We start from the raw sequence: 18,783 nt of genomic DNA on the forward strand, positions 1-18,783 counted from the left end.
TAAGGGGGATAAAAGGTGGACAAGGAAATGAATTATGGAAGTGATTACAAGTTTATTCCAGCAACTTCAATTGAAAGTGGTCATGGCCTCGAAGTATTACCTGATTTATTTTGTTACACGATTCAAATCGTCAATATATGCTTTGTTGGAAATCCTAAGACCAATGATTTTGTTTTAGTTGATGCTGGAATGCCTAAATGTGCAAATGAAATTATCTCTATCGCTGAAGATCGATTTGGTACCAATAGTCGCCCAAAAGCAATTATTTTAACTCATGGGCATTTTGATCATGTTGGAGGAATAATTGAACTCATTAAATATTGGGATGTTCCAGTCTATGCCCATCAAATGGAGATACCGTTTTTGACTGGACAACAAAGCTATCCAGAACCAGACCCTACAGTTGAAGGTGGTATGGTAGCGAAAATGTCTCCCCTGTTCCCTAATGAACCGATTGATTTAGGAAATAGCGTAAAAGCACTACCTACCGATGGAACTGTTCCCCATATGCCAGAGTTTAGATGGATTCATACATCAGGGCATACTCCTGGGCATATTTCATTATTCAGAGAGAAAGACCGAACTTTAATTGCTGGGGACGCTTTTGTTACAGTGAAACAGGAGTATCTGTATAAAGTAATAACTCAAGAACAGGAAATAAGCGGACCCCCTCGTTATTTAACAACAGACTGGAAAGCAGCTAAAGAATCAGTCATTAAATTAGAAGAATTAAAGCCTCTAGTCGCTATTACTGGACATGGGATACCAATGTCAGGTGAATTGCTATCAACAAGCCTCAAAACACTCGTTCAAGAATTTGATAAAATTGCTGTACCTGATTACGGAAAATATATAGATAAAAAGATGCATTAAATGCGGAAATACTTTGTTTATTTTTATATTAATGAATCAAAACACCAACGAATATTAAGTTTAATATGAAAAAACACTGTACTTAGGCAACATCTCTATTATAAGAATGGAACTACCCTTTATGAATAAAGCTCGATATTCCGCAAATACTATCCATAGTATAAGCCTGCTTCTTACCCAGGTTGTACTTCTTACCATTAAGGGGTGATTAAAACGGGTTACGCTATATAAAAGCATAATCCGTTTTTAATGAAATATTGTATTCCATATACGTTTAAACAATGGAGGAAAATGATGAAACATATTGTTGCCTTATTAATTAAATACACAGCGATAACTGCAGTATTGCTAATCATGCTCAGTATCTTTCAAGGCATTTCAATTCCTAGAGTATTACTAATTTCTCTTTTTCTTACGGGAGCTGCCTATTTAATTGGAGACCTCTTCATTTTACCTAAATACGGAAATATGATTGCTACAATGGCAGATTTCGGCTTAAGCTTTTTCGGAACTTGGTTACTAACATCCTTGTTTACTAATTTAGATGCTACTCGTAACATTGGACTTTCTTCATTTATAGCCGCTTTAATTATTGGTGGAACAGAAGTTTTCTTCCATATTTATATGAAGAGGCTAGTGCTACGTAACGACGATGAATTAAAAAATCGCAATCATATTCATCATGATAAATATGCTATGGAAATATCAGATGAATATATAGATTCTTCCACAATAAATAAATCCAAGCTTGAGGATACATCTAAAAAATAAAAAAGTGGCCAATGCCACTTTTTTATTTTTGTTTATTAAGCTTGATCAGAATTTCTTACATGTAACGGAGGTGGAACTACCCACCCTTTTTTCTTACTTAAACGCAGCAACGTTACACCTGCTTGCGCTTTTTTCATATGAAATTGTCCAAATAGCATCCCTACATCTTCTCGAAGACATTTTCCCATCACTTGACTACATGTCACAAGTCCAGCTGCTAATCCTGTAGAAACAGCTGCTGCTATTTCAACATCATTAATACGTGCCCCTGGGGGAATGTCTTCGATAGATGCAACTGGTCGTTCTGGAGGAGCAGGCGGTAATGCTACGCCATTAATCTTTAAAAGAGCTTTTAATTCTTCTATTTCCGAATTCATATCATTTTCAATTAAGCCTTCTAAAAACTTCTTCAAATCTTCATCACCTGTATGATTCATAAATACTTGATGACTTGCAATTGCACCCTGTGCAGCAAGAAGATAACTCCAAATGTCAAATACTTCTCCGTAATGTAAAGGTTCATTTTGAGGATTTCCACTTAATATACCCATTTTTAAATTCCTACCTTTCGAAAATATCATAATAAATATTGATTTCAATATTGAAATCAAATTTTTAAGTATGCTTTTTCCTGCAAAAGATTTTCTATTATGCATGGAAAACACCTTTCCAACACTGCGTGTTTTTTGTTTAGGAAAGTAGTTTACAAATTAAATACTCAAAGATTATGAAAGAAGATTATCAATAATCTTTGAGTGAGAATCTGTTTAATATAAGGTTTTTTATTTTTATAAATACACAAAAGAAATTGATTTACATATTTGCTATATTTTATACCAATTCACTTAGCGATTAGCTCTACCACCAAGTTGTTGTTCAGCCATTGCTACTAAACGTTTTGTAATTTCACCACCAACAGATCCGTTTGCACGAGCTGTTGTATCTGCACCAAGTTGTACACCAAACTCTTGTGCAATTTCATATTTCATTTGATCAAGAGCCTGTTCAGCGCCTCGAACTAACAATTCATTACGATTTCCACTATTATTGTTTGCCATATTATTTCACCTCCGATGTTTTTAATATGTTACAAATTATGAAAAAATAATTATCCTTTTTATGGAAATTAGTTTATGAATAAAAATTGATTTTTTTCTTAAAGTAGGGCAAAACATATAAGAAAGAATAACTGATATAACATACTTTCATAACAATACTATGTATACTTCCTAATTCCCTTCAGTAAATAAAAGCAAGATTTCTATTTCACCAAGAGATTAAATAAAATTATGTTTTGAGACATAATCCAAAAGGAGATATGAGATGAAAGCTGTAACCTATCAAGGACCAAATCAAGTACAAGTTAAACAAGTTGATGATGCAAAGTTAGAGAAAAAAGATGATATTATTGTAAGGATTACTTCAACCGCTATTTGCGGTTCTGATTTACATTTATATCAAGGTAACATGCCCTTACCTCAAGGATACATTATCGGCCATGAACCAATGGGAATCGTTGAAGAAGTCGGGCCAGATGTCACTAAAGTGAAAAAAGGCGATCGTGTTGTCATCCCCTTCAACGTTTCTTGTGGACATTGTTTCTATTGCCAACATGAAATGGAAAGTCAATGTGATAACTCAAACCCTCATTACGATTCTGGTGGATACTTTGGTTATACGGAGAAATTTGGTAATCATCCAGGCGGACAAGCAGAATATTTAAAAGTTCCATTTGGAAATTTCACTCCATTTGTTATACCGGAATCATGCGAGCTTGAAGATGAATCCCTACTATTTTTATCAGATGTTTTACCTACAGCCTATTGGAGTGTAATAAACGCAGGCGTTAAGCCAGGTGATACTGTTATCGTCCTTGGTTGTGGACCTGTTGGGTTAATGACACAAAAATTTGCTTGGATGCAAGGCGCTAAACGTGTAATTGCAGTGGATTACTTAGATTATCGGATACATTATGCAAAAAAGATTAACAATGTTGAGGTATTTGAGTTTACAAAGTTCCCTGATATGGGAGAACATTTAAAGGAAATTACACATGGCGGCGCCGATGTAGTCATTGATTGCGTAGGCATGGATGGAAAAAAATCAACACTAGAATTTCTAGAACAAAAATTGAAATTACAAGGTGGAACTCTCGGCCCTATTCAAATTGCTACGAAAGCCGTAAGAAAATACGGAACGGTTCAAATGACTGGTGTTTATGGTGGCAATTATAATGCATTCCCACTCGGGGCATTTTGGGTTAGAAATATTAATCTTAAAATGGGACAAGCACCTGTTATTCATTTTATGCCAGAACTATTTGAAAAAATAACAAATAAAGAATTTGACCCAAAAGAGATTATTACACACAAAATCCCCCTTGAAGAAGCGAGCTACGGTTATCAAATTTTTAATAATCGTGAAGATGACTGTATAAAAGTCATTCTGAAACCTTGAAGCTACAATTCATTATTCTTAATAAAAAGATAGGATTACATTTCATAATCTTATCTTTTTATTAAATGCTAAGTATCTATCCCCCATTTTCATCTCACATCTAAAATAGTTATTTCCAAAAACTTTGCATTTTGAGGTAATAATTAATTGGTAAAAAAATGAATTAAAGTATTAATTAACCAAATAGCGGACACGATAACAATGTTAACTAACTTAAAAAGAGGTGTCCTTCATGTTTTATTATAAAGAAGAAATAATTAATATGATTAAGCCGCATAAACCAGACCCAGCTGCTGCAAAAGTTTTACAAGAAATATTAGGTGGGCATTATGGCGAAATGCGTACAATGATGCAATACTTCTTCCAAAGCTCAAATTTTAGAGGTAAAGAGAAGCAATATCGTGATTTACTTCGAGGTGTTTTTTTAGAGGAAATAAGCCATGTAGAACTTGTACAACATACAATTAATCAACTATTAACTGGATCTGGTGAACCTACGCCAGGAAATGCTGGTATTGACACAGCACCACTTGATGAAGCGGTTAAACATGCAAATCCTCACCACTTTATTGTAGGTGCTCAAAGTTCATTGCCTGTTGATGCAGCTGGCAACCCATGGAATGGCTCTTGGGTATATAGTCATGGAAACTTAATTAGCGATTTATTAGATAACGTAGTACTTGAATCTACAGGTGTACTTCAAAAAACTAGAATTTATGAAATGAGTTCCAATCAAACTTTTAGAGAAACACTTGCATTTTTAATTGTACGTGATAATGCACATCAAAATGCTTTCGCAAAAGCTTTAGAGACATTGGGTGTTGAATGGGGGAAACTCTTCCCTGTGCCCAACTATGATATTAATAAATACCCAGAGTGCAGAAAGTATGTAGACATGGGATTCCATAACGCACAATTTAATTTTAGTTTAGATCCAACAAGAATGGGAGAAATATTCCAAGGTGAATCACCAAGTAGAAACAAAGGAACATTAGCAGTAACTGACCCGCCAAAAGGTTTTCCTGTACCAGAACTTCCTGAAATGCCAAATGAGCATAGTCCTGGATTAAAAGATATGGATCTTTAAGGTCATTATGGCCAACTATTGATTCATAGTTGGTCATAATGCTTTATAAAGATTCATGTGAATTTGTTGTTAACATGATAGGATATTTTAATAAATCCTCTTTATTTAAAAGTGGTGTTGATCATATTTCTGCTCCTCTTAATATTGTTTCTATGAACCATTAAACGCCACTGTATACTTACTTATAATCTCCCTATATTGTAAACAAAGAGGAGGGACTTGTTCCCCCCTCTTCTTTTAATTTTTCTTTAAAAGAATTGCTCCTGCAATCCCTGGGTGTGTCATTTCGAATGGATCTAGAATTAACTCTAAGTCTTCTTGTGACAATACACCATTTTTCACACAAAGTTCTCGAACAGATTGCCCTGTCGCGATTGCTTCTTTCGCAACGCGAGCTGCTGCTTCATAACCGATATGAGGGTTCACGGCTGTAATAATTCCTACACTTTTCTCAACATACTCTTTTAAGCGATCTTCATTCGCTTCAATTCCTTTTAAGCAATTATCTGTAAAAGCACGGAAACCGTTATTCATAATGCTAATCGATTGAAGTAAGTTGAAAACAAGTACTGGTTCCATAACGTTTAATTCTAATTGTCCTGCTTCTGAAGCAAGGCAAATTGTATGGTCATTACCAATTACTTGGAACGCAATTTGATTAATTACTTCTGGCATAACAGGGTTTACTTTCCCTGGCATAATAGATGAACCTGGCTGACGAGCTGGTAACATAATTTCCGCTAAACCAACACGTGGACCTGATGCCATTAAGCGAAGGTCATTCGCAATTTTAGACATATTCATCATACATACTTTAAGCGCTGCAGATACTTCAGTATAAGCATCCGTATTTTGCGTCGCATCTACTAAATCTTCTGCACCAACAAGCGGTAATTCACTAATTGCAGCTAAATGTTTTACAACTGCTTCAATATATTCTGGATCTGCATTTAAGCCTGTACCAACTGCAGTTGCCCCCATATTTACTTCATATAAATGTTGACGCGATTGTTGAATTCGTTTCATATCACGTTCAAGTACGCGAGAGTATGCTTTAAACTCTTGTCCAAGACGAATTGGCACCGCATCTTGTAAATGTGTACGACCCATTTTAATAACATGGTCAAACTGTTCTGCTTTTAATTCAAATACATCATGCATATAACCCATCGTTTGTAATAAGCCTTCTAATGCATTTAACGTCGCGATATGAATCGCCGTTGGGAATGCATCATTTGTTGATTGGGCCATATTTACATGGCTATTTGGACTAATATAATGATAGTCTCCCTTTTCCATTCCTAATAATTCAAGAGCACGATTGGCAATGACTTCATTTGCATTCATGTTCATTGAAGTACCTGCTCCACCCTGAATTGGATCGACGATGAAATGATCGTGCCATTTTCCATCAAGAATTTCTTGAGCAGCTTCTGCGATCACGCCACCCTTGTTCAATTCCAATCTTCCTACATCTGTATTAGCAAGCGCTGCTGCTTTTTTTACAATTGCGAACGCTCTAATTAAACTTTCATGAATTTTATACCCTGTAATCGGGAAATTTTCAACAGCGCGTAAAGTCTGAATTCCGTAATATGCCTCAATAGGTAATTCCTTTCCTCCCAAAAAATCATTCTCCACTCGCACGTTCTTGTTTGTCATTGCCATTTTAATTTCTCCCCCATATTAAATGTAAAACCTAAATAAATCATATGAAGTCATTACCAATCCTTATCAGATTTTATTGTTAAATCGTAGGCTAAAGGCTCTTCAATAATTTTTTTAATCTCTTCTAATTTATTAGTTTTCCCAAGCGCCCACATCAATTTTGCTATGATGGCTTCCGTATTCATATCTCCAGACAATATTACTTGATGTTGTGCCACTTTCCGTCCTACTTCATAGAGAAGTATGTCTTCTCCTTCTTCCAGGCATTGAGTAGTAATCACTACAGCAATCCCCATTTCAGTCAACTCTTGAATTTTCGAAAGCAAGTTCCTTCCTTCAAAAGGTAATCCACCGTTTCCAAAACTTTCAATAATAATTCCTTTATACAAATCTTTTAAGCAATCAAATATCTCTGGCTTTGTACCTGGATACAATTTCATAAGAAAAACATCCGTACATAAATTAGTATTTATTGAAAGTTCATTATGGGGGGACGTTGGCTTCCAATGATATTTCACTTCATCTTCATTTACCTCAGCAACATATGGATAATTCACACTTTCAAATGCATCATAACTTTTTGTTCGCATTTTAACTGCTCTCGTCCCAATAATCACCCTACTATCAAAAACAATAAACACACCGCCAACATCCTCACAGGCAAATCTAAGAGCATCAGCTACATTTTTCTTTGCATCTGTCTTTTTAAAACTAATAGGTACTTGTGAACCTGTTAAAACAACTGGTTTTCTTAAACCTTGCAGCATATAAGATAACGCGGAAGATGTATAAGCTAACGTATCCGTTCCATGTGTAATCACAAACCCGTCATAGTCATCATAGTGATTAAAAACAGCATTAGCTATTTCTTTCCAGTGCTCAGGTTGCATATTGGTACTATCAATATTCATTAAGATTTTGCAATCTATTTCTAAGTTTCGAGAAGACTTCGAAAAATAATTCAATAATTCCTCAGCAGACAATCCTGGAACAAGCCCCTCATTCCCCTCCACAGATGCAATTGTCCCACCAGTTGCAAGTAATAAAATTTTCTTCATACACAACCCCTCCATAAAATAAACAACGATATATCGTTCGCGTAATGCGTATTTATATTTATCATTATAGAACTTAATTTGAATTAATCAAGATTTTGTATTCAATACGCGTACTTTTTTTCTATTCTTGATTCTTTTTCTATGCTATAATTAATTTAATAAAATTAGATGGGGTATGAGACGAATGCTGGAACGTTTATCTAAATTAAGAAAAAATCAAAAATGGTCCTTACAAGAGACAGCAGATCGACTTGGGATTGCGAAAAGCACCTATGCTGGTTATGAAAATGGTTATAGATTACCTTCATTACAATCTTTATCTAAAATAGCCGATTTATTTGATACATCTGTAGATTATATATTAGGTCGAATTGAACATTCACATCAAAACAAAGATGTAATTGATATTACAAGACTCCTAAACGATCCAGATGCAACACTTTTAGTAGATGGAGAAGCACTGTCAACAGAAGAGATAATAGATTTTATTGCTTTTGTGAGAAGTAAACGAGAACTAAGTTCCAAGAGAATAGAAAATATTGAACCAACATGTAAAAGTTAATTCAATAAAAAATGAAGACACTGCACTCTTTAAACTTAGAAATACTTAGACAATTAATTTGTAAACGGTTTATATAATGGATTCTTAGCAGCTGGCCTCATTTGGGGACTTATACTTGGAAACAATCCCATTGGTTATATGATTCAATTATTTTTCATCATTTGTGTGGGGTAGCAGCTATTTTCGGAGGTCTCACATCCAATAAATCAATTATCATGAAACAAGGACTTCTCGCTATTTTAGCGTTGCTTTCCCTTTTATCTGTCATATAGAACTAAAGCTTTTCAATAAAGGAACTCACGTTCGAAGAATACGCCATTCTTTCTGTAGATTTATAAGAAAGAATGGCGTTTTTGTATGTCTATTTCTGTATCGAGAGAATTTGAAAGTACAACAGAATTCAAACAAGAATTAGCAAAGTATATCAAGTACTATAATCATGAAAGAATCAAGGAAAAATAAAAGGGAATGAATCCGGTATTGTACTAGGCTCATTCCCTAGAGGCTACTTAACAAACCGACCTTTCTAACTTTCGGGGACACAGTCTAGTTGAAGTGCTACAAGCAACGAATTTACTATTTTAAAGTTAAGTGTTTAACCTTGAAGTACTTAATTCCTTTTTCCAGACAAAGCATACATTATATCTTGATGCTTTATTGTCCTCTTATAATTATGTGGTATCGGGAATTTGTTTCGTTGTTCTTTTATTATAATTATGATTACTATAAGTGATAAAACTACAGGTATAAAAACGATTAACAAAGCATCTTAATGTTTATGAAATTCTTTGTTAATCGTTTCTCTTCTCCCTAATCTCCTGCGAGACTATATTTTTTATTAAAATTTCCCATATCTTATTTGATTTATTCTGTGACACCAGATTGGGTTACTTTTACATCAGCTGTTACACGAAAACGTAAATCTTTATAGGATTCTTCCCATTCTTGACTGTTCCATTTTCTTACGTGAGTTCTACCAAGCTTTCTAAGTCCTATAGGATCTGTGTCTTTTTTAATAAATCTCTTTATCAATGTAGTTGCTTTTTTTTCTATTTCTTTTTCCATAATTTTTTCTAATTTTTTTATTTCTTTAGGATTATCTAGATTTTTTGTTTTTGTAAATTCTTGAATTTCAGCTTTAACTTGAATATGAGCATTTACGAATGGATGCTTACTATTCCCCTCCATCTTATATTTTGTTCTAGCTTTTATATTCTCTATCGTAGCGTGAGTATTTGAAGAACCAGGTAGTTTGAATTGGTATGTACCTTGTTTAAAATTATCTGTCAACAATTTAAATACAAATAAATCTTTAGGGTTCACTTTATCAACCATTTTACATCTTTTAAAAAGTGCTATTCCATCTAACTCCAACACGTTACCTTTTTTAGATATTATCGGTAAATAGGAATCTCTCGCATCATCATTAAGTTGGTTTAAAAACATAAAAAAATTTGTTTTGGGCTGCGTTCCATTGTCCATATTTTGCTCCAGTAAAGAGGATAGATAGGAAGCAATTTCTTTTTCTTTAGAATAGTTCCCCTTTAATAGTGATTCCCCTTTTACATTTGTAATTGCTAAATAAATTGCATTTCCTACACTAGGATTTCGGTTCAAAGTCTCTAAAATTTCCTGCATTCCCTTTTCAATTATTTTTTCATTAAATATAATAACACGCAATTGCCCCAACTCTAGAGGTCCAGAAGATTTTTCGGATGCTCTTGCAAGAACTTCTCTACCAGTCTGGCCTGATGCTGAATAGATTTTTGTTTCACCTTCCCCGCCTCCTTTATAAGCTGAAATCGCAAAGGTTCCTTTTAGCTTACCTTCTGCTTCGGTATCATATGCCGCAACTTGAACTAAGTCAATGTCATCCACAATTTTCGTTTTAGCACAACCTATTAAGAAGACACTTAATATAAGGAAAAGTATCCATCGCTTCATGTTTATCTCCTTAACTTTATTTTGGCCGTTTGAATTAGCCATAGTACAGGTAGGTATACATATATATATACAAAGCCCATTTGACCTGTCCAAGTATTTAATAAGTTAATTTTATTACGATTATTCAAGAAAAATGATAAAACAAAGATGAATAGGATGATAACTGGCAAAACATATTTTTGCTTTATTCCCAGTGCCTCTTTTATACCACGACTTACTCCCCATAATGTAAAGGAAACATTGGGTAATATAAAAAAAGCCCAAACAGAAACAATAATGTATTCAAACCGCTCTATAAAGGGAAATTGTATAATTTTAATCATGCTTAAATATGCCCATATCGCACTCGCTAGTTGTTTTTCACTAAAAAATGCAAGAGTTAAAATCATAAGGTATGTGTAGACAATAGTCGTTACTAAATTTGCATAGTGCGCATATTTTTGAGACGTTTTTGCCTTTTTAATAAATGGGTAGTACAGCAATAACATTTCAAATCCAAAAAAACTAAACATATTTCCTTTCATTCCTTTCATAATTTCTAGGAATGAATGCTGTGCAATTGGAAATAAATTCTGGAAATCTGCATACTGCAAAGGATAAAAAAATGTGAAGATTAGAATGCTTGGGATAACGATTCCAAAGAAGCCGATTCCGGCAACTACACGAAATCCTCCAGTAACAATGTAATAACATAGACCCAAAAAAGCCCCTGCTATAACCCAAGATGAAATTGAAGGAAACATCCAAACATGTACTACTTCGATATAAGTATGTAGTGTTGTTGCACCTAACAATACAATATAGGATAAAAAAATGAAGTTGAGCAATCCACCAATCCATTTTCCAAGTACGTTTTGATTGATTGCAATGATGTCTCCATTACCCTGATTTAAAATCTGATATATGATCCAAATCATAACATTAACAGATATTCCAAAAAGTAGCGTGCTAATCCACGCATCATTTCCAACTAATTTTGCACTAATCCTTTCAAAACCAAGCATACCAACTCCCAACTGTATAGTAATAATTAAAAAAAATACCATATATGGCGAGACTTGATACTCAATTGGGATCTGTTTCATAATGCTCCTCCCTGTTAATTTCAATCATCAAAATCATTTCGTGATATGATTTTATTTTTCTCTACCTCTTCTGGATTAAAGCGAAAACGCTGTTTAGACCTTGAAAAAATAGGACGTCGAAACATCGCTGAGATTGGCATACGTATAATGCTGTCTTTCCAATCTGTAGGACGTGTAGGATAAAAAGGGAACAAATAAGGACGTCTTAATGATTCTGTACGTAATAAGCGTACTAAAAGGAAAGAACTTGTTAAAACAATTCCTAATAAGCCCAATAGGTGTGCAGATATTATAAAAGGAAAACGAATTACTCGAATTGTATTACCAATTCGATATATTGGTGCTGTAAATGAACTAAGAGCTGAAAGTGCAACAATGATAATAAGTACGTTACTTGTAAGACTTGCTTCTACCGATGCTTGTCCAATTACAATACCACCTACGATACCGACAGTTAAACCCACTTTAGTTGGTAAACGTGCCCCTGCTTCTCTCAGTAATTCAATCGTTATTTCTAAAAAAAGTGCTTCAATTAATGGAGGAAAAGGTACTTTACTTCTCGATATGATTAACGTTTCAAGAAGTTCTTTTGGGATAAGCTCGTAATGATATGTTAAGATCGAGACATATAATGGCGTCGTTAAGACAGAAAATATAAAAGCAAAAAGCCTTAATAGACGAAAAAAAGAGGCTATAATCCAAGGCATGGTGTAATCTTCTGTCGTAGAAAAAAAATCAATTAATGTTGTTGGAAGAGTGATGGCATAAGGCGAGCCATCTACAAGAAGTGCAATTTTCCCTTCTGCTAATACAGCTGCCACACGGTCCGGACGTTCTGTATTCAAAAATTGAGGGAATATAGAATTCGGGTTGTCTGCAATTAACTGCATCAAATAAGTACTATCCAAAACATGGTCTGTTTTTATTTGACTTACCCTTTTTATAATTTCTTGTAGATTTTGATCATTTACAATTCCCTCAATAAATACAATCGCAACAGTTGTGTTAGAGAGAGATCCTACTTTCAATTCTTTCATTTGTAAATAAGGTGTTGGAAGCTTTCTACGTACTAAATTTAAATTTACATCTAAATCTTCGACAAATGCGATTTGCGGACCCACAATATTATATTCAATTTCAGCTTTTGTAATATCCCTTTTTTCTTTCTTTGACACATTTACTAACAAACAATTTAGTTTATCTGTATCGAACTGAATAAGTATATAGCCATTTAAAATACTATCCTGAATATCTTCAATTTGATTTGTTATTTTTGAATTTTCAAAGGGTAAGACAGACCGAATATCTTGTAACGAATTGAAGCTCTTCTCTTTTATATAAGTCAAAACCTCTTCATGAAATATATTTACATCGATTAAGGTTCTAAAATATGAAATGACTATAGAGGAATTATCGGAAGTAATTTCCAATGTTATAAAATCTTTAGATTTTTTTAGTAATTGCATTAAATCCTGTAAAGATTTTATAGAGTTATCAGGTATTTTTCCATACGGTTTCAATTGATAATACCTTCCTTTCAGAAAGAAGTTACATATAGTTTTTAAGAAATTTCTATTTTAAAAATCAGGCATAGTGTTATATAGATATATCCATTGAATTAGCAATAACCTCTTTGAAAATAACTTAACCAAAATTAGTTAAAAAATGTATCGTACAAAAAAATGAGCTCATTTCTCAAAATAACTAGCTGTAGAGAAAGGAAAATTTCATTTTGGGTCTACTTCAAAATTTTAGCTTGATGGGCATGTGGTACTACCCCACATCCATCAACTTAAGGATTCGGGCTATTTTTGAAATTAAAAGCGCGTTACTATTTTCTTATATTAATGAGAAAGGGTGACGTGCTTTTTATGAATATGCATCAAAAGCAAGAGTTGTCTTTATTTGCCGAAGAGTTATATCGATATATGTCTCCCGCTACACTTAATCAATTAGCTATAGAAGCAGGCGGGATGAAACGAAAACGGAAGTGCCACGGGCATCATTTTTTATCTTTGTGTGTATGGCTAAATCAACAAGTCGCTACTACCTCTCTTACCCAACTATGTAGTCAATTAGAAACTTCAACAGGAGTTTTATTAAGTCCGGAAGGACTTAATCGGCGATTTAACTCGGCTTCTGTAGCCTTTTTTCGTACTGTATTTACTACGCTTCTACAGGCTAAGATTGGAGGCGTATCTAAGATTTCTCATTCTCTTTCTTCCTACTTTGAGCGCATTCGCATCCTTGATTCTACAACCTTTCAAGTTCCAGATCGATTCGCAGCTATGTATCCTGGTGCCGGAGGATGTAGTCATAAAGCTGGTGTGAAAATTCAACTAGAGTATGACTTGTTGAGTGGAGAGTTTTCTGATGTGAAAATTGAACCAGGAAAACGAAGTGATCAGGCGTATGGTGCGACTCGAACAGACATGATACAAAAGAATGAGCTGTATATCCGTGACTTAGGATATTTTCGTCTACAAGACTTTAAGTCTATTCAAGACAAGCAGGGGTATTATTTATCCCGTCTTAAGTTACCGACTAAAATATATAGAAAAGAGTTCGAAACAGTCGTATTTAAAACAAAACCTCCTCAATTGAAACCAGTATATATACAAATTCATTTGGAAGACATTATGAAACAATTAAAACCTGGCCAAGTTTATGAATTACACGATGTATATGTAGGGAGTAAAGACAAACTGCCTACTCGTATTGTAGTTTATAGATGTACCGAGGAGCAAAAACAGAAACGCTTACGTGACCGAGCTATTCGTGAAAAGAAAAAAGGGATTACATATACAGAGCGCACGAAGCTTTTACAAGGTATCACGGTATATATGACAAACATTCCTACGGAATGGGTACCAAAAGAGAAAATCTATGACCTATATTCATTACGTTGGCAAATTGAGCTGTTATTTAAAATATGGAAATCTTGGTTTCAAATTCATCGTTGTAAATCTATTAAACAAGAGCGATTAGAATGTCATCTTTATGGGCAACTCATTAGTATTCTATTATGTTCTTCTACTATGTTTAAAATGCGAGAACTCCTATTACGTAAAAAACAGAAAGAACTAAGTGAATATAAAGCAATGTATATAATTAAGGATTATTTTTCACTTTTTTACCAAGCATTACACAAAAACACCCAAGAATTATCAAAGGTTCTCCTTCGTCTGTTTAACCTCCTACAGCACAACGGACGAAAATCTCATCGGTACGAGAAAAAGACAGTCTTTGATATTTTGGGTGTTGTTTATGAGTATACCACTTCTAATCCTCAGGTAGCATAGTAAAAAATTGAAACCTGTCAGGGTTTATTTGATATGCCTACTTTTATAAAATCTATAAAAGATAATAAAAAATTATATAAAAAAACCACATTTTGTTTGAAAATATCCCTTAAGTTGATGGATGTGTGGTACTACCCCTATTAACCTTGGCAGAACAATATTTATAACAAGAATGGGTAGTAAGTATTTTTAGGTATATAGCGATATAATGATACCCCAGAACAAAACAACTTAACATGGTAAAATTATATTTGGATAGGAGTCCAATACATATTATTAAAATTAAAATTGTTCAGGCCGGAGGAAGGCGCCCTTGGGGTCTTTTCTTTTTTTCAAAAGCACCTGCTCAATTAATCCCTAAAAACTTAAGGTAAAGTGAACCTGTTAAAATACATGGAATGAACCCTAGTTTTGCCCTCTTATCTAAAGGAGGAACTATTATTATGGGATATGGTGGTACTTGCGGTGAAGGCTGCGGTTTTGCTTTATTAGTTGTATTATTTATTCTATTAATCATTATCGGATGCAGTTGCTTCTGTTAAAAAACTATTAGAAAAGGCATCTTAGGGTATCTTTTCTTTTTTCTTAAAAGGGGCTTTCCAGCGCTTCGAAAAAAAGCACACTAAGGGTATGCAAGATTTTATACAGTTTTTCGGCTAATCCAGTAACAAACGAGAACCTTAAAAGCGCGCCAGGATAGAAATGTATAAAAAAATGAATAGAGTAAAAAGGCTGATTCCTTGTGATAGTAGTGATTTACTTTTACACTTGCTACCGATACTGATGCCTTATGTTGACTAGTTGTGAATACATTATACATATGTTTTTAAGAGTAAAATAATAAATATGAAATTTCACCCTTAAATGGTAAGATTATTAAGAATGATCAATTTATAAGTAAAGATAAAGGGTCAAAAAGGAATGGTTGAATATTACATTGAACTATGTACAAGAATGTATGAAATAAATAAGTCAATTGTAAAAGGAAAGGAACTAGATTTTTTCCTTTCTTTTGTAAAAGATAAAAAGATGAAAGTGCTCGAACCAATGTGTGGAAATGAGCGAATGCTTAGTCCATTTATGTAAGAAGGAGTCTTCTTGCTAAAATGATAAAATCTCTCCGTAAACGTCCAATAGCCTTAAAATATACCAAAATTGAGAAATATGAAAAAGACACTCTTATAAGTGCCCTTCTTAGCAACTAAGTCCGCTGCAGCTACTACCATAACCCATATGAATTCCTCCTGTAAAAGGATATTTTAAGTTCATATTTAATTATTAAAATAAACCGCACCAAAGTTTTCATTAAATCTTTTACACCAAACAGAAACCGAACCATATTCATTTACATCTATTCCTTCAGGAATTTCGTAGTTTTGATCTCCTTTATTTCCCTTTAATTTTCCTAATTCAATATACTGATAGTTTTTCACGTCTTCATTATTTTTCAAACGATTTGTAGGAACTAATACAACTCGTACATCTGGCCCATTAGATGTTGCAAAATTAGAAAGTCGTAAAACACGTTTTCCATCTGCTAATTGGTGAATTTTTGCCGTTCCGGTTGTTTCATGGACACCGTTTTGAAACTGACCTTCCCTTATTACTCGATCACTTTGCTGCTTTATTTCAGTTGATTGTATCTCTGCTTGTGGCAATGATTCATTTACGTGCTTATCAATAAATAATTTCTCTGGTCGGAACAATGACCATAAAATCCCCAATACAATTATCAAACCACCTATAAGCCATACATATTTTCTTTTCATAAAGTAAAAAACCTCCTGTAACATACTGTGTAGTAGTATGTTAACAAGAAGGTCTTTCATTTTTCTAACATAAATGTTACAAAAGTCTTTCAGCCATCTTATTTTTTTACTGATGTGATGGGAAGAGTGAACCAAAATTCACTTCCCTGCTTACCATCTGCGCGATTCCTTACACCAATTTCCCCTTTGTGCATTTCAATTAATGATTTTGCAATAGCTAATCCAAGTCCGGAACCTCCAGATTGTGAACTTCTTGATCGATCTGTTCTAAAAAAGCGTTCAAATACACGTAATTGATCATTTGGAGAAATTCCTATTCCTTCATCCCGCAAAGTGAATTGGACCTTTTGAGTTAGTTTATTTTCCACTACAGTCAACTCGATTGTTCCAGAGATAGGAGAATATCGAATTGCATTATGTAATAAATTACCTATGACCCTTTCTATTTTACAAGGCATAATCAAAAGTTGAGGTAATGTATCAGGGACCTCCAATTGCACATGGATTTGTTTGTCCCCTAATAAGACAGAATGTGACTCTAATACATCTAATAGAACTTTATCTAAATGTGTGAAACTTGGGTGAAAATCTACTTGCTCAAACTCTAACTTTGAAAGATCAAATAAGTCGTTAATTAATCCATTTAATCTTTCTATTTCTTTTAAAACCGTTGCTAAGTATTGCTTTTTCATTTCAGGATCTTCAATCAGGTTATCTTGTAATGCTTCTATCATCATTTGCATACTAGCCATAGGTGTTCGTAAGTCATGTGAGATATTGGTAATTAGCTCCTTACGAGAGTTTTCCTGTTCCTCTAACTTAGTAAACCCTTCTTCTAATTTTTTTGCCATCTGTTGAAAGGCTGTTGCTAATTCTTTAAACTCACGTGGTTCTTGCCCAATTATATACATTGTTTCAAAGTGTCTATCACTAAATTGTTTCGTCAATTTTATTAAATTTTGTATAGATCTCATGATAGGACGTGTCATTAACCAATAAATAAACGTTGAAATAATGAATGCCACAAATGCAATTACTGTTAATAACCGCGTTTGTTCCTGTTCAAGTAACATTTTGGTCTCACTATACCATATAGCAATTACCATAATACTGGTACTTAATAGATTCATGAGTAACAATTGAATACGTAATCTCATGTTTCATTTCCTCCATTTGGCTCAAAGCGATATCCTATACCCCAGACCGTATGAATCCAACGATTCTTTATCGTATGCTTCTCGAGCTTTTCACGTAAACGACTCACTAATACGGTAACTGTGTTTGATGCCCCTTCATGTCCAAAATCCCAAATTAATTCAAGAAGCTGCGAGCGAGAAAATACTTGTTTTGGATGCTTTGCCATGAGATAAAGTACTTCAAACTCTTTCACCGTTAACTCCACTTCCTTATCACAAACAAGTACATATCTTGTCTTTGGGTATATTTTTAAATCTGGAAACTCTATCACTTCCAACAGGGATTCTTTCGCTTGTATTGGCACATGACTTCCTCTTCTTAGTATAATTTGAACCCTTAATACTAATTCACGAGGGGAAAATGGCTTTGTTAAATAATCATCTGCCCCCATTGTTAAGCCTAAAATCCGATCCCTTTCCTCTCCCTTAGCAGTTAACATAATAATAGGGACATTTGACTGTTGACGAATTTCCTCACATAATTCCCATCCATCTTTTTTTGGCATCATCAAATCTAATATAATTAAATCTGGTTGATGTGTAAGAAATAAATCCCAACCTTCTTTACCATTTACAGCTGTATAAACTTCATATTCTTCTCTTTCTAAATATCGTTTGCATACTTCTCGAATATTTTCTTCATCTTCTACGATTAAAATTCTTTTCTTCATATACTATCCTCACTTCTTTTTCACCAATAACACAAAATTTTTTTCTATTATTCAATAAAAATATCTTTATAGGTAAAGATATAGAAACTAATCACATAAATAAATCAGAATTCCACATTTCAGCCTCAAAACAAATGAAAATTCGAAAAATAAATTATGTAATATAGATAGTAATCTTAACATTTGATTACTTATATGACTAGATAAGTATTTAAAATAGTAGTTACTAAATCATATAAATTAAAAGAAATGAGTCCGATTTAACATCGAACTCATTCCTTATTAGTAACCTAAATTATCGTATCTAACTTTTCGGATTCAATTCATTTCCGTTTCTCTT

Annotated in this window: 17 protein-coding genes and 4 pseudogenes; 10 read left to right on the forward strand and 11 right to left on the reverse strand. The window is 33.7% G+C overall.

What is annotated here, in order from left to right; translation table 11 throughout:
* Nucleotides 1-15: 15 nt before the first annotated feature.
* Together NST27_RS14955 and NST27_RS14960 are read left to right on the forward strand one after the other, a co-directional pair.
* Nucleotides 16-873: an MBL fold metallo-hydrolase gene (locus tag NST27_RS14955; protein ID WP_000356903.1), complete on the forward strand. Its 858-nt coding sequence runs from the start codon at nucleotides 16-18 to the stop codon at nucleotides 871-873.
* A 294-nt stretch (nucleotides 874-1,167) separates the two neighbouring features.
* Nucleotides 1,168-1,644 carry a YndM family protein gene (locus tag NST27_RS14960; RefSeq protein ID WP_000680670.1) on the forward strand — a complete coding sequence of 159 codons (477 nt, stop codon included), beginning with the start codon at nucleotides 1,168-1,170 and terminating at the stop codon, nucleotides 1,642-1,644.
* Nucleotides 1,645-1,679: 35 nt separating this feature from the next.
* Here the strand turns inward: NST27_RS14960 and NST27_RS14965 are convergent, their stop codons facing one another.
* Complete coding sequence (locus NST27_RS14965; protein ID WP_001986359.1) at nucleotides 1,680-2,195, reverse strand: DUF3231 family protein; 516 nt, start codon at nucleotides 2,193-2,195, stop codon at nucleotides 1,680-1,682.
* A 294-nt stretch (nucleotides 2,196-2,489) separates the two neighbouring features.
* Nucleotides 2,490-2,702, reverse strand: a complete 213-nt coding sequence (gene sasP, locus NST27_RS14970; protein WP_000002832.1) for a small acid-soluble spore protein, SasP family — start codon at nucleotides 2,700-2,702, stop codon at nucleotides 2,490-2,492.
* A 265-nt stretch (nucleotides 2,703-2,967) separates the two neighbouring features.
* Here sasP and NST27_RS14975 point away from each other — a divergent pair, with 265 nt between their 5' ends.
* Nucleotides 2,968-4,101: a zinc-dependent alcohol dehydrogenase gene (locus NST27_RS14975; protein ID WP_000649090.1), complete on the forward strand. Its 1,134-nt coding sequence runs from the start codon at nucleotides 2,968-2,970 to the stop codon at nucleotides 4,099-4,101.
* A 232-nt stretch (nucleotides 4,102-4,333) separates the two neighbouring features.
* On the forward strand, nucleotides 4,334-5,188 hold the full coding sequence (locus NST27_RS14980) for a manganese catalase family protein (protein WP_000500351.1): 855 nt from the start codon (nucleotides 4,334-4,336) through the stop codon (nucleotides 5,186-5,188).
* Between the two features lie 237 nt (nucleotides 5,189-5,425).
* On the opposite strand, the gene aspA is transcribed toward NST27_RS14980, so the two are convergent.
* Together aspA and ansA are read right to left on the reverse strand one after the other, a co-directional pair.
* Nucleotides 5,426-6,856: an aspartate ammonia-lyase gene (gene aspA, locus NST27_RS14985; RefSeq protein WP_001251927.1), complete on the reverse strand. Its 1,431-nt coding sequence runs from the start codon at nucleotides 6,854-6,856 to the stop codon at nucleotides 5,426-5,428.
* A 53-nt stretch (nucleotides 6,857-6,909) separates the two neighbouring features.
* Entirely contained in the window at nucleotides 6,910-7,914 is a 1,005-nt protein-coding gene (ansA, locus tag NST27_RS14990; RefSeq protein ID WP_000722295.1) for an asparaginase, read from the reverse strand.
* 184 nt (nucleotides 7,915-8,098) lie between these two features.
* Here ansA and ansR point away from each other — a divergent pair, with 184 nt between their 5' ends.
* The 3 genes and pseudogenes from ansR to NST27_RS29605 all read left to right on the forward strand — a co-directional run.
* On the forward strand, nucleotides 8,099-8,476 hold the full coding sequence (ansR, locus tag NST27_RS14995; protein WP_000893567.1) for an HTH-type transcriptional regulator AnsR: 378 nt from the start codon (nucleotides 8,099-8,101) through the stop codon (nucleotides 8,474-8,476).
* Nucleotides 8,477-8,542: 66 nt separating this feature from the next.
* A pseudogene (locus NST27_RS15000) lies at nucleotides 8,543-8,748 on the forward strand (DUF1304 domain-containing protein); the annotation flags it as partial.
* A gap of 103 nt (nucleotides 8,749-8,851) precedes the next feature.
* Nucleotides 8,852-8,938, forward strand: a pseudogene (locus NST27_RS29605) (IS3 family transposase); the annotation flags it as partial.
* Between the two features lie 125 nt (nucleotides 8,939-9,063).
* On the opposite strand, the pseudogene NST27_RS15005 reads toward NST27_RS29605, so the two are convergent.
* From NST27_RS15005 to NST27_RS15020, 4 genes and pseudogenes are all read right to left on the reverse strand, one after another.
* A pseudogene (locus NST27_RS15005) lies at nucleotides 9,064-9,194 on the reverse strand (excinuclease ABC subunit C); the annotation flags it as partial.
* A gap of 146 nt (nucleotides 9,195-9,340) precedes the next feature.
* Entirely contained in the window at nucleotides 9,341-10,420 is a 1,080-nt protein-coding gene (locus NST27_RS15010) for a Ger(x)C family spore germination protein (protein ID WP_000832859.1), read from the reverse strand.
* Nucleotides 10,421-10,422: 2 nt separating this feature from the next.
* Complete coding sequence (locus NST27_RS15015) at nucleotides 10,423-11,505, reverse strand: GerAB/ArcD/ProY family transporter (protein WP_000809694.1); 1,083 nt, start codon at nucleotides 11,503-11,505, stop codon at nucleotides 10,423-10,425.
* Between the two features lie 20 nt (nucleotides 11,506-11,525).
* Complete coding sequence (locus tag NST27_RS15020) at nucleotides 11,526-12,971, reverse strand: spore germination protein (protein ID WP_098356241.1); 1,446 nt, start codon at nucleotides 12,969-12,971, stop codon at nucleotides 11,526-11,528.
* A 405-nt stretch (nucleotides 12,972-13,376) separates the two neighbouring features.
* Between NST27_RS15020 and NST27_RS15025 the strand changes: the two genes are divergently transcribed.
* The 3 genes and pseudogenes from NST27_RS15025 to NST27_RS15035 all read left to right on the forward strand — a co-directional run.
* Complete coding sequence (locus NST27_RS15025; protein ID WP_001055922.1) at nucleotides 13,377-14,807, forward strand: IS4 family transposase; 1,431 nt, start codon at nucleotides 13,377-13,379, stop codon at nucleotides 14,805-14,807.
* A gap of 443 nt (nucleotides 14,808-15,250) precedes the next feature.
* Nucleotides 15,251-15,349 (forward strand): YjcZ family sporulation protein, encoded by a 99-nt coding sequence (locus tag NST27_RS15030; RefSeq protein ID WP_074595434.1) that lies wholly within the window; start codon nucleotides 15,251-15,253, stop codon nucleotides 15,347-15,349.
* A gap of 379 nt (nucleotides 15,350-15,728) precedes the next feature.
* Nucleotides 15,729-15,890: pseudogene (locus tag NST27_RS15035) on the forward strand (SAM-dependent methyltransferase); the annotation flags it as partial.
* 188 nt (nucleotides 15,891-16,078) lie between these two features.
* Here NST27_RS15035 and NST27_RS15040 read toward each other — a convergent pair.
* The 3 genes from NST27_RS15040 to NST27_RS15050 form a co-directional block, all read right to left on the reverse strand.
* Nucleotides 16,079-16,576, reverse strand: coding sequence for a DM13 domain-containing protein (locus tag NST27_RS15040; RefSeq protein ID WP_000824728.1), 498 nt, complete (start codon nucleotides 16,574-16,576; stop codon nucleotides 16,079-16,081).
* Nucleotides 16,577-16,674: 98 nt separating this feature from the next.
* Nucleotides 16,675-17,733 (reverse strand): sensor histidine kinase, encoded by a 1,059-nt coding sequence (locus NST27_RS15045; protein ID WP_002098245.1) that lies wholly within the window; start codon nucleotides 17,731-17,733, stop codon nucleotides 16,675-16,677.
* Nucleotides 17,730-18,443, reverse strand: coding sequence for a response regulator transcription factor (locus NST27_RS15050; RefSeq protein WP_000746049.1), 714 nt, complete (start codon nucleotides 18,441-18,443; stop codon nucleotides 17,730-17,732). The genes NST27_RS15045 and NST27_RS15050 overlap by 4 nt, the downstream gene beginning before the upstream one ends.
* Between the last annotated feature and the right edge of the window lie 340 nt (nucleotides 18,444-18,783).

The organism is Bacillus sp. FSL W8-0770, assembly GCF_038008705.1.
GTDB lineage: Bacteria > Bacillota > Bacilli > Bacillales > Bacillaceae_G > Bacillus_A > Bacillus_A cereus.

What these genes read in the sequence shown, in the direction of transcription:
- NST27_RS14960 (WP_000680670.1), top strand. Translation starts at nt 1,168, where the DNA reads ATGAAACATATTGTTGCCTTATTAATTAAATACACAGCGATAACTGCA.
- NST27_RS14965 (WP_001986359.1), bottom strand. Translation starts at nt 2,195, where the DNA reads ATGGGTATATTAAGTGGAAATCCTCAAAATGAACCTTTACATTACGGA.
- sasP (WP_000002832.1), bottom strand. Translation starts at nt 2,702, where the DNA reads ATGGCAAACAATAATAGTGGAAATCGTAATGAATTGTTAGTTCGAGGC.
- NST27_RS14975 (WP_000649090.1), top strand. Translation starts at nt 2,968, where the DNA reads ATGAAAGCTGTAACCTATCAAGGACCAAATCAAGTACAAGTTAAACAA.
- NST27_RS14980 (WP_000500351.1), top strand. Translation starts at nt 4,334, where the DNA reads ATGTTTTATTATAAAGAAGAAATAATTAATATGATTAAGCCGCATAAA.
- aspA (WP_001251927.1), bottom strand. Translation starts at nt 6,856, where the DNA reads ATGGCAATGACAAACAAGAACGTGCGAGTGGAGAATGATTTTTTGGGA.
- ansA (WP_000722295.1), bottom strand. Translation starts at nt 7,914, where the DNA reads ATGAAGAAAATTTTATTACTTGCAACTGGTGGGACAATTGCATCTGTG.
- ansR (WP_000893567.1), top strand. Translation starts at nt 8,099, where the DNA reads ATGCTGGAACGTTTATCTAAATTAAGAAAAAATCAAAAATGGTCCTTA.
- NST27_RS15010 (WP_000832859.1), bottom strand. Translation starts at nt 10,420, where the DNA reads ATGAAGCGATGGATACTTTTCCTTATATTAAGTGTCTTCTTAATAGGT.
- NST27_RS15015 (WP_000809694.1), bottom strand. Translation starts at nt 11,505, where the DNA reads ATGAAACAGATCCCAATTGAGTATCAAGTCTCGCCATATATGGTATTT.
- NST27_RS15020 (WP_098356241.1), bottom strand. Translation starts at nt 12,971, where the DNA reads ATGCAATTACTAAAAAAATCTAAAGATTTTATAACATTGGAAATTACT.
- NST27_RS15025 (WP_001055922.1), top strand. Translation starts at nt 13,377, where the DNA reads ATGAATATGCATCAAAAGCAAGAGTTGTCTTTATTTGCCGAAGAGTTA.
- NST27_RS15030 (WP_074595434.1), top strand. Translation starts at nt 15,251, where the DNA reads ATGGGATATGGTGGTACTTGCGGTGAAGGCTGCGGTTTTGCTTTATTA.
- NST27_RS15040 (WP_000824728.1), bottom strand. Translation starts at nt 16,576, where the DNA reads ATGAAAAGAAAATATGTATGGCTTATAGGTGGTTTGATAATTGTATTG.
- NST27_RS15045 (WP_002098245.1), bottom strand. Translation starts at nt 17,733, where the DNA reads ATGAGATTACGTATTCAATTGTTACTCATGAATCTATTAAGTACCAGT.
- NST27_RS15050 (WP_000746049.1), bottom strand. Translation starts at nt 18,443, where the DNA reads ATGAAGAAAAGAATTTTAATCGTAGAAGATGAAGAAAATATTCGAGAA.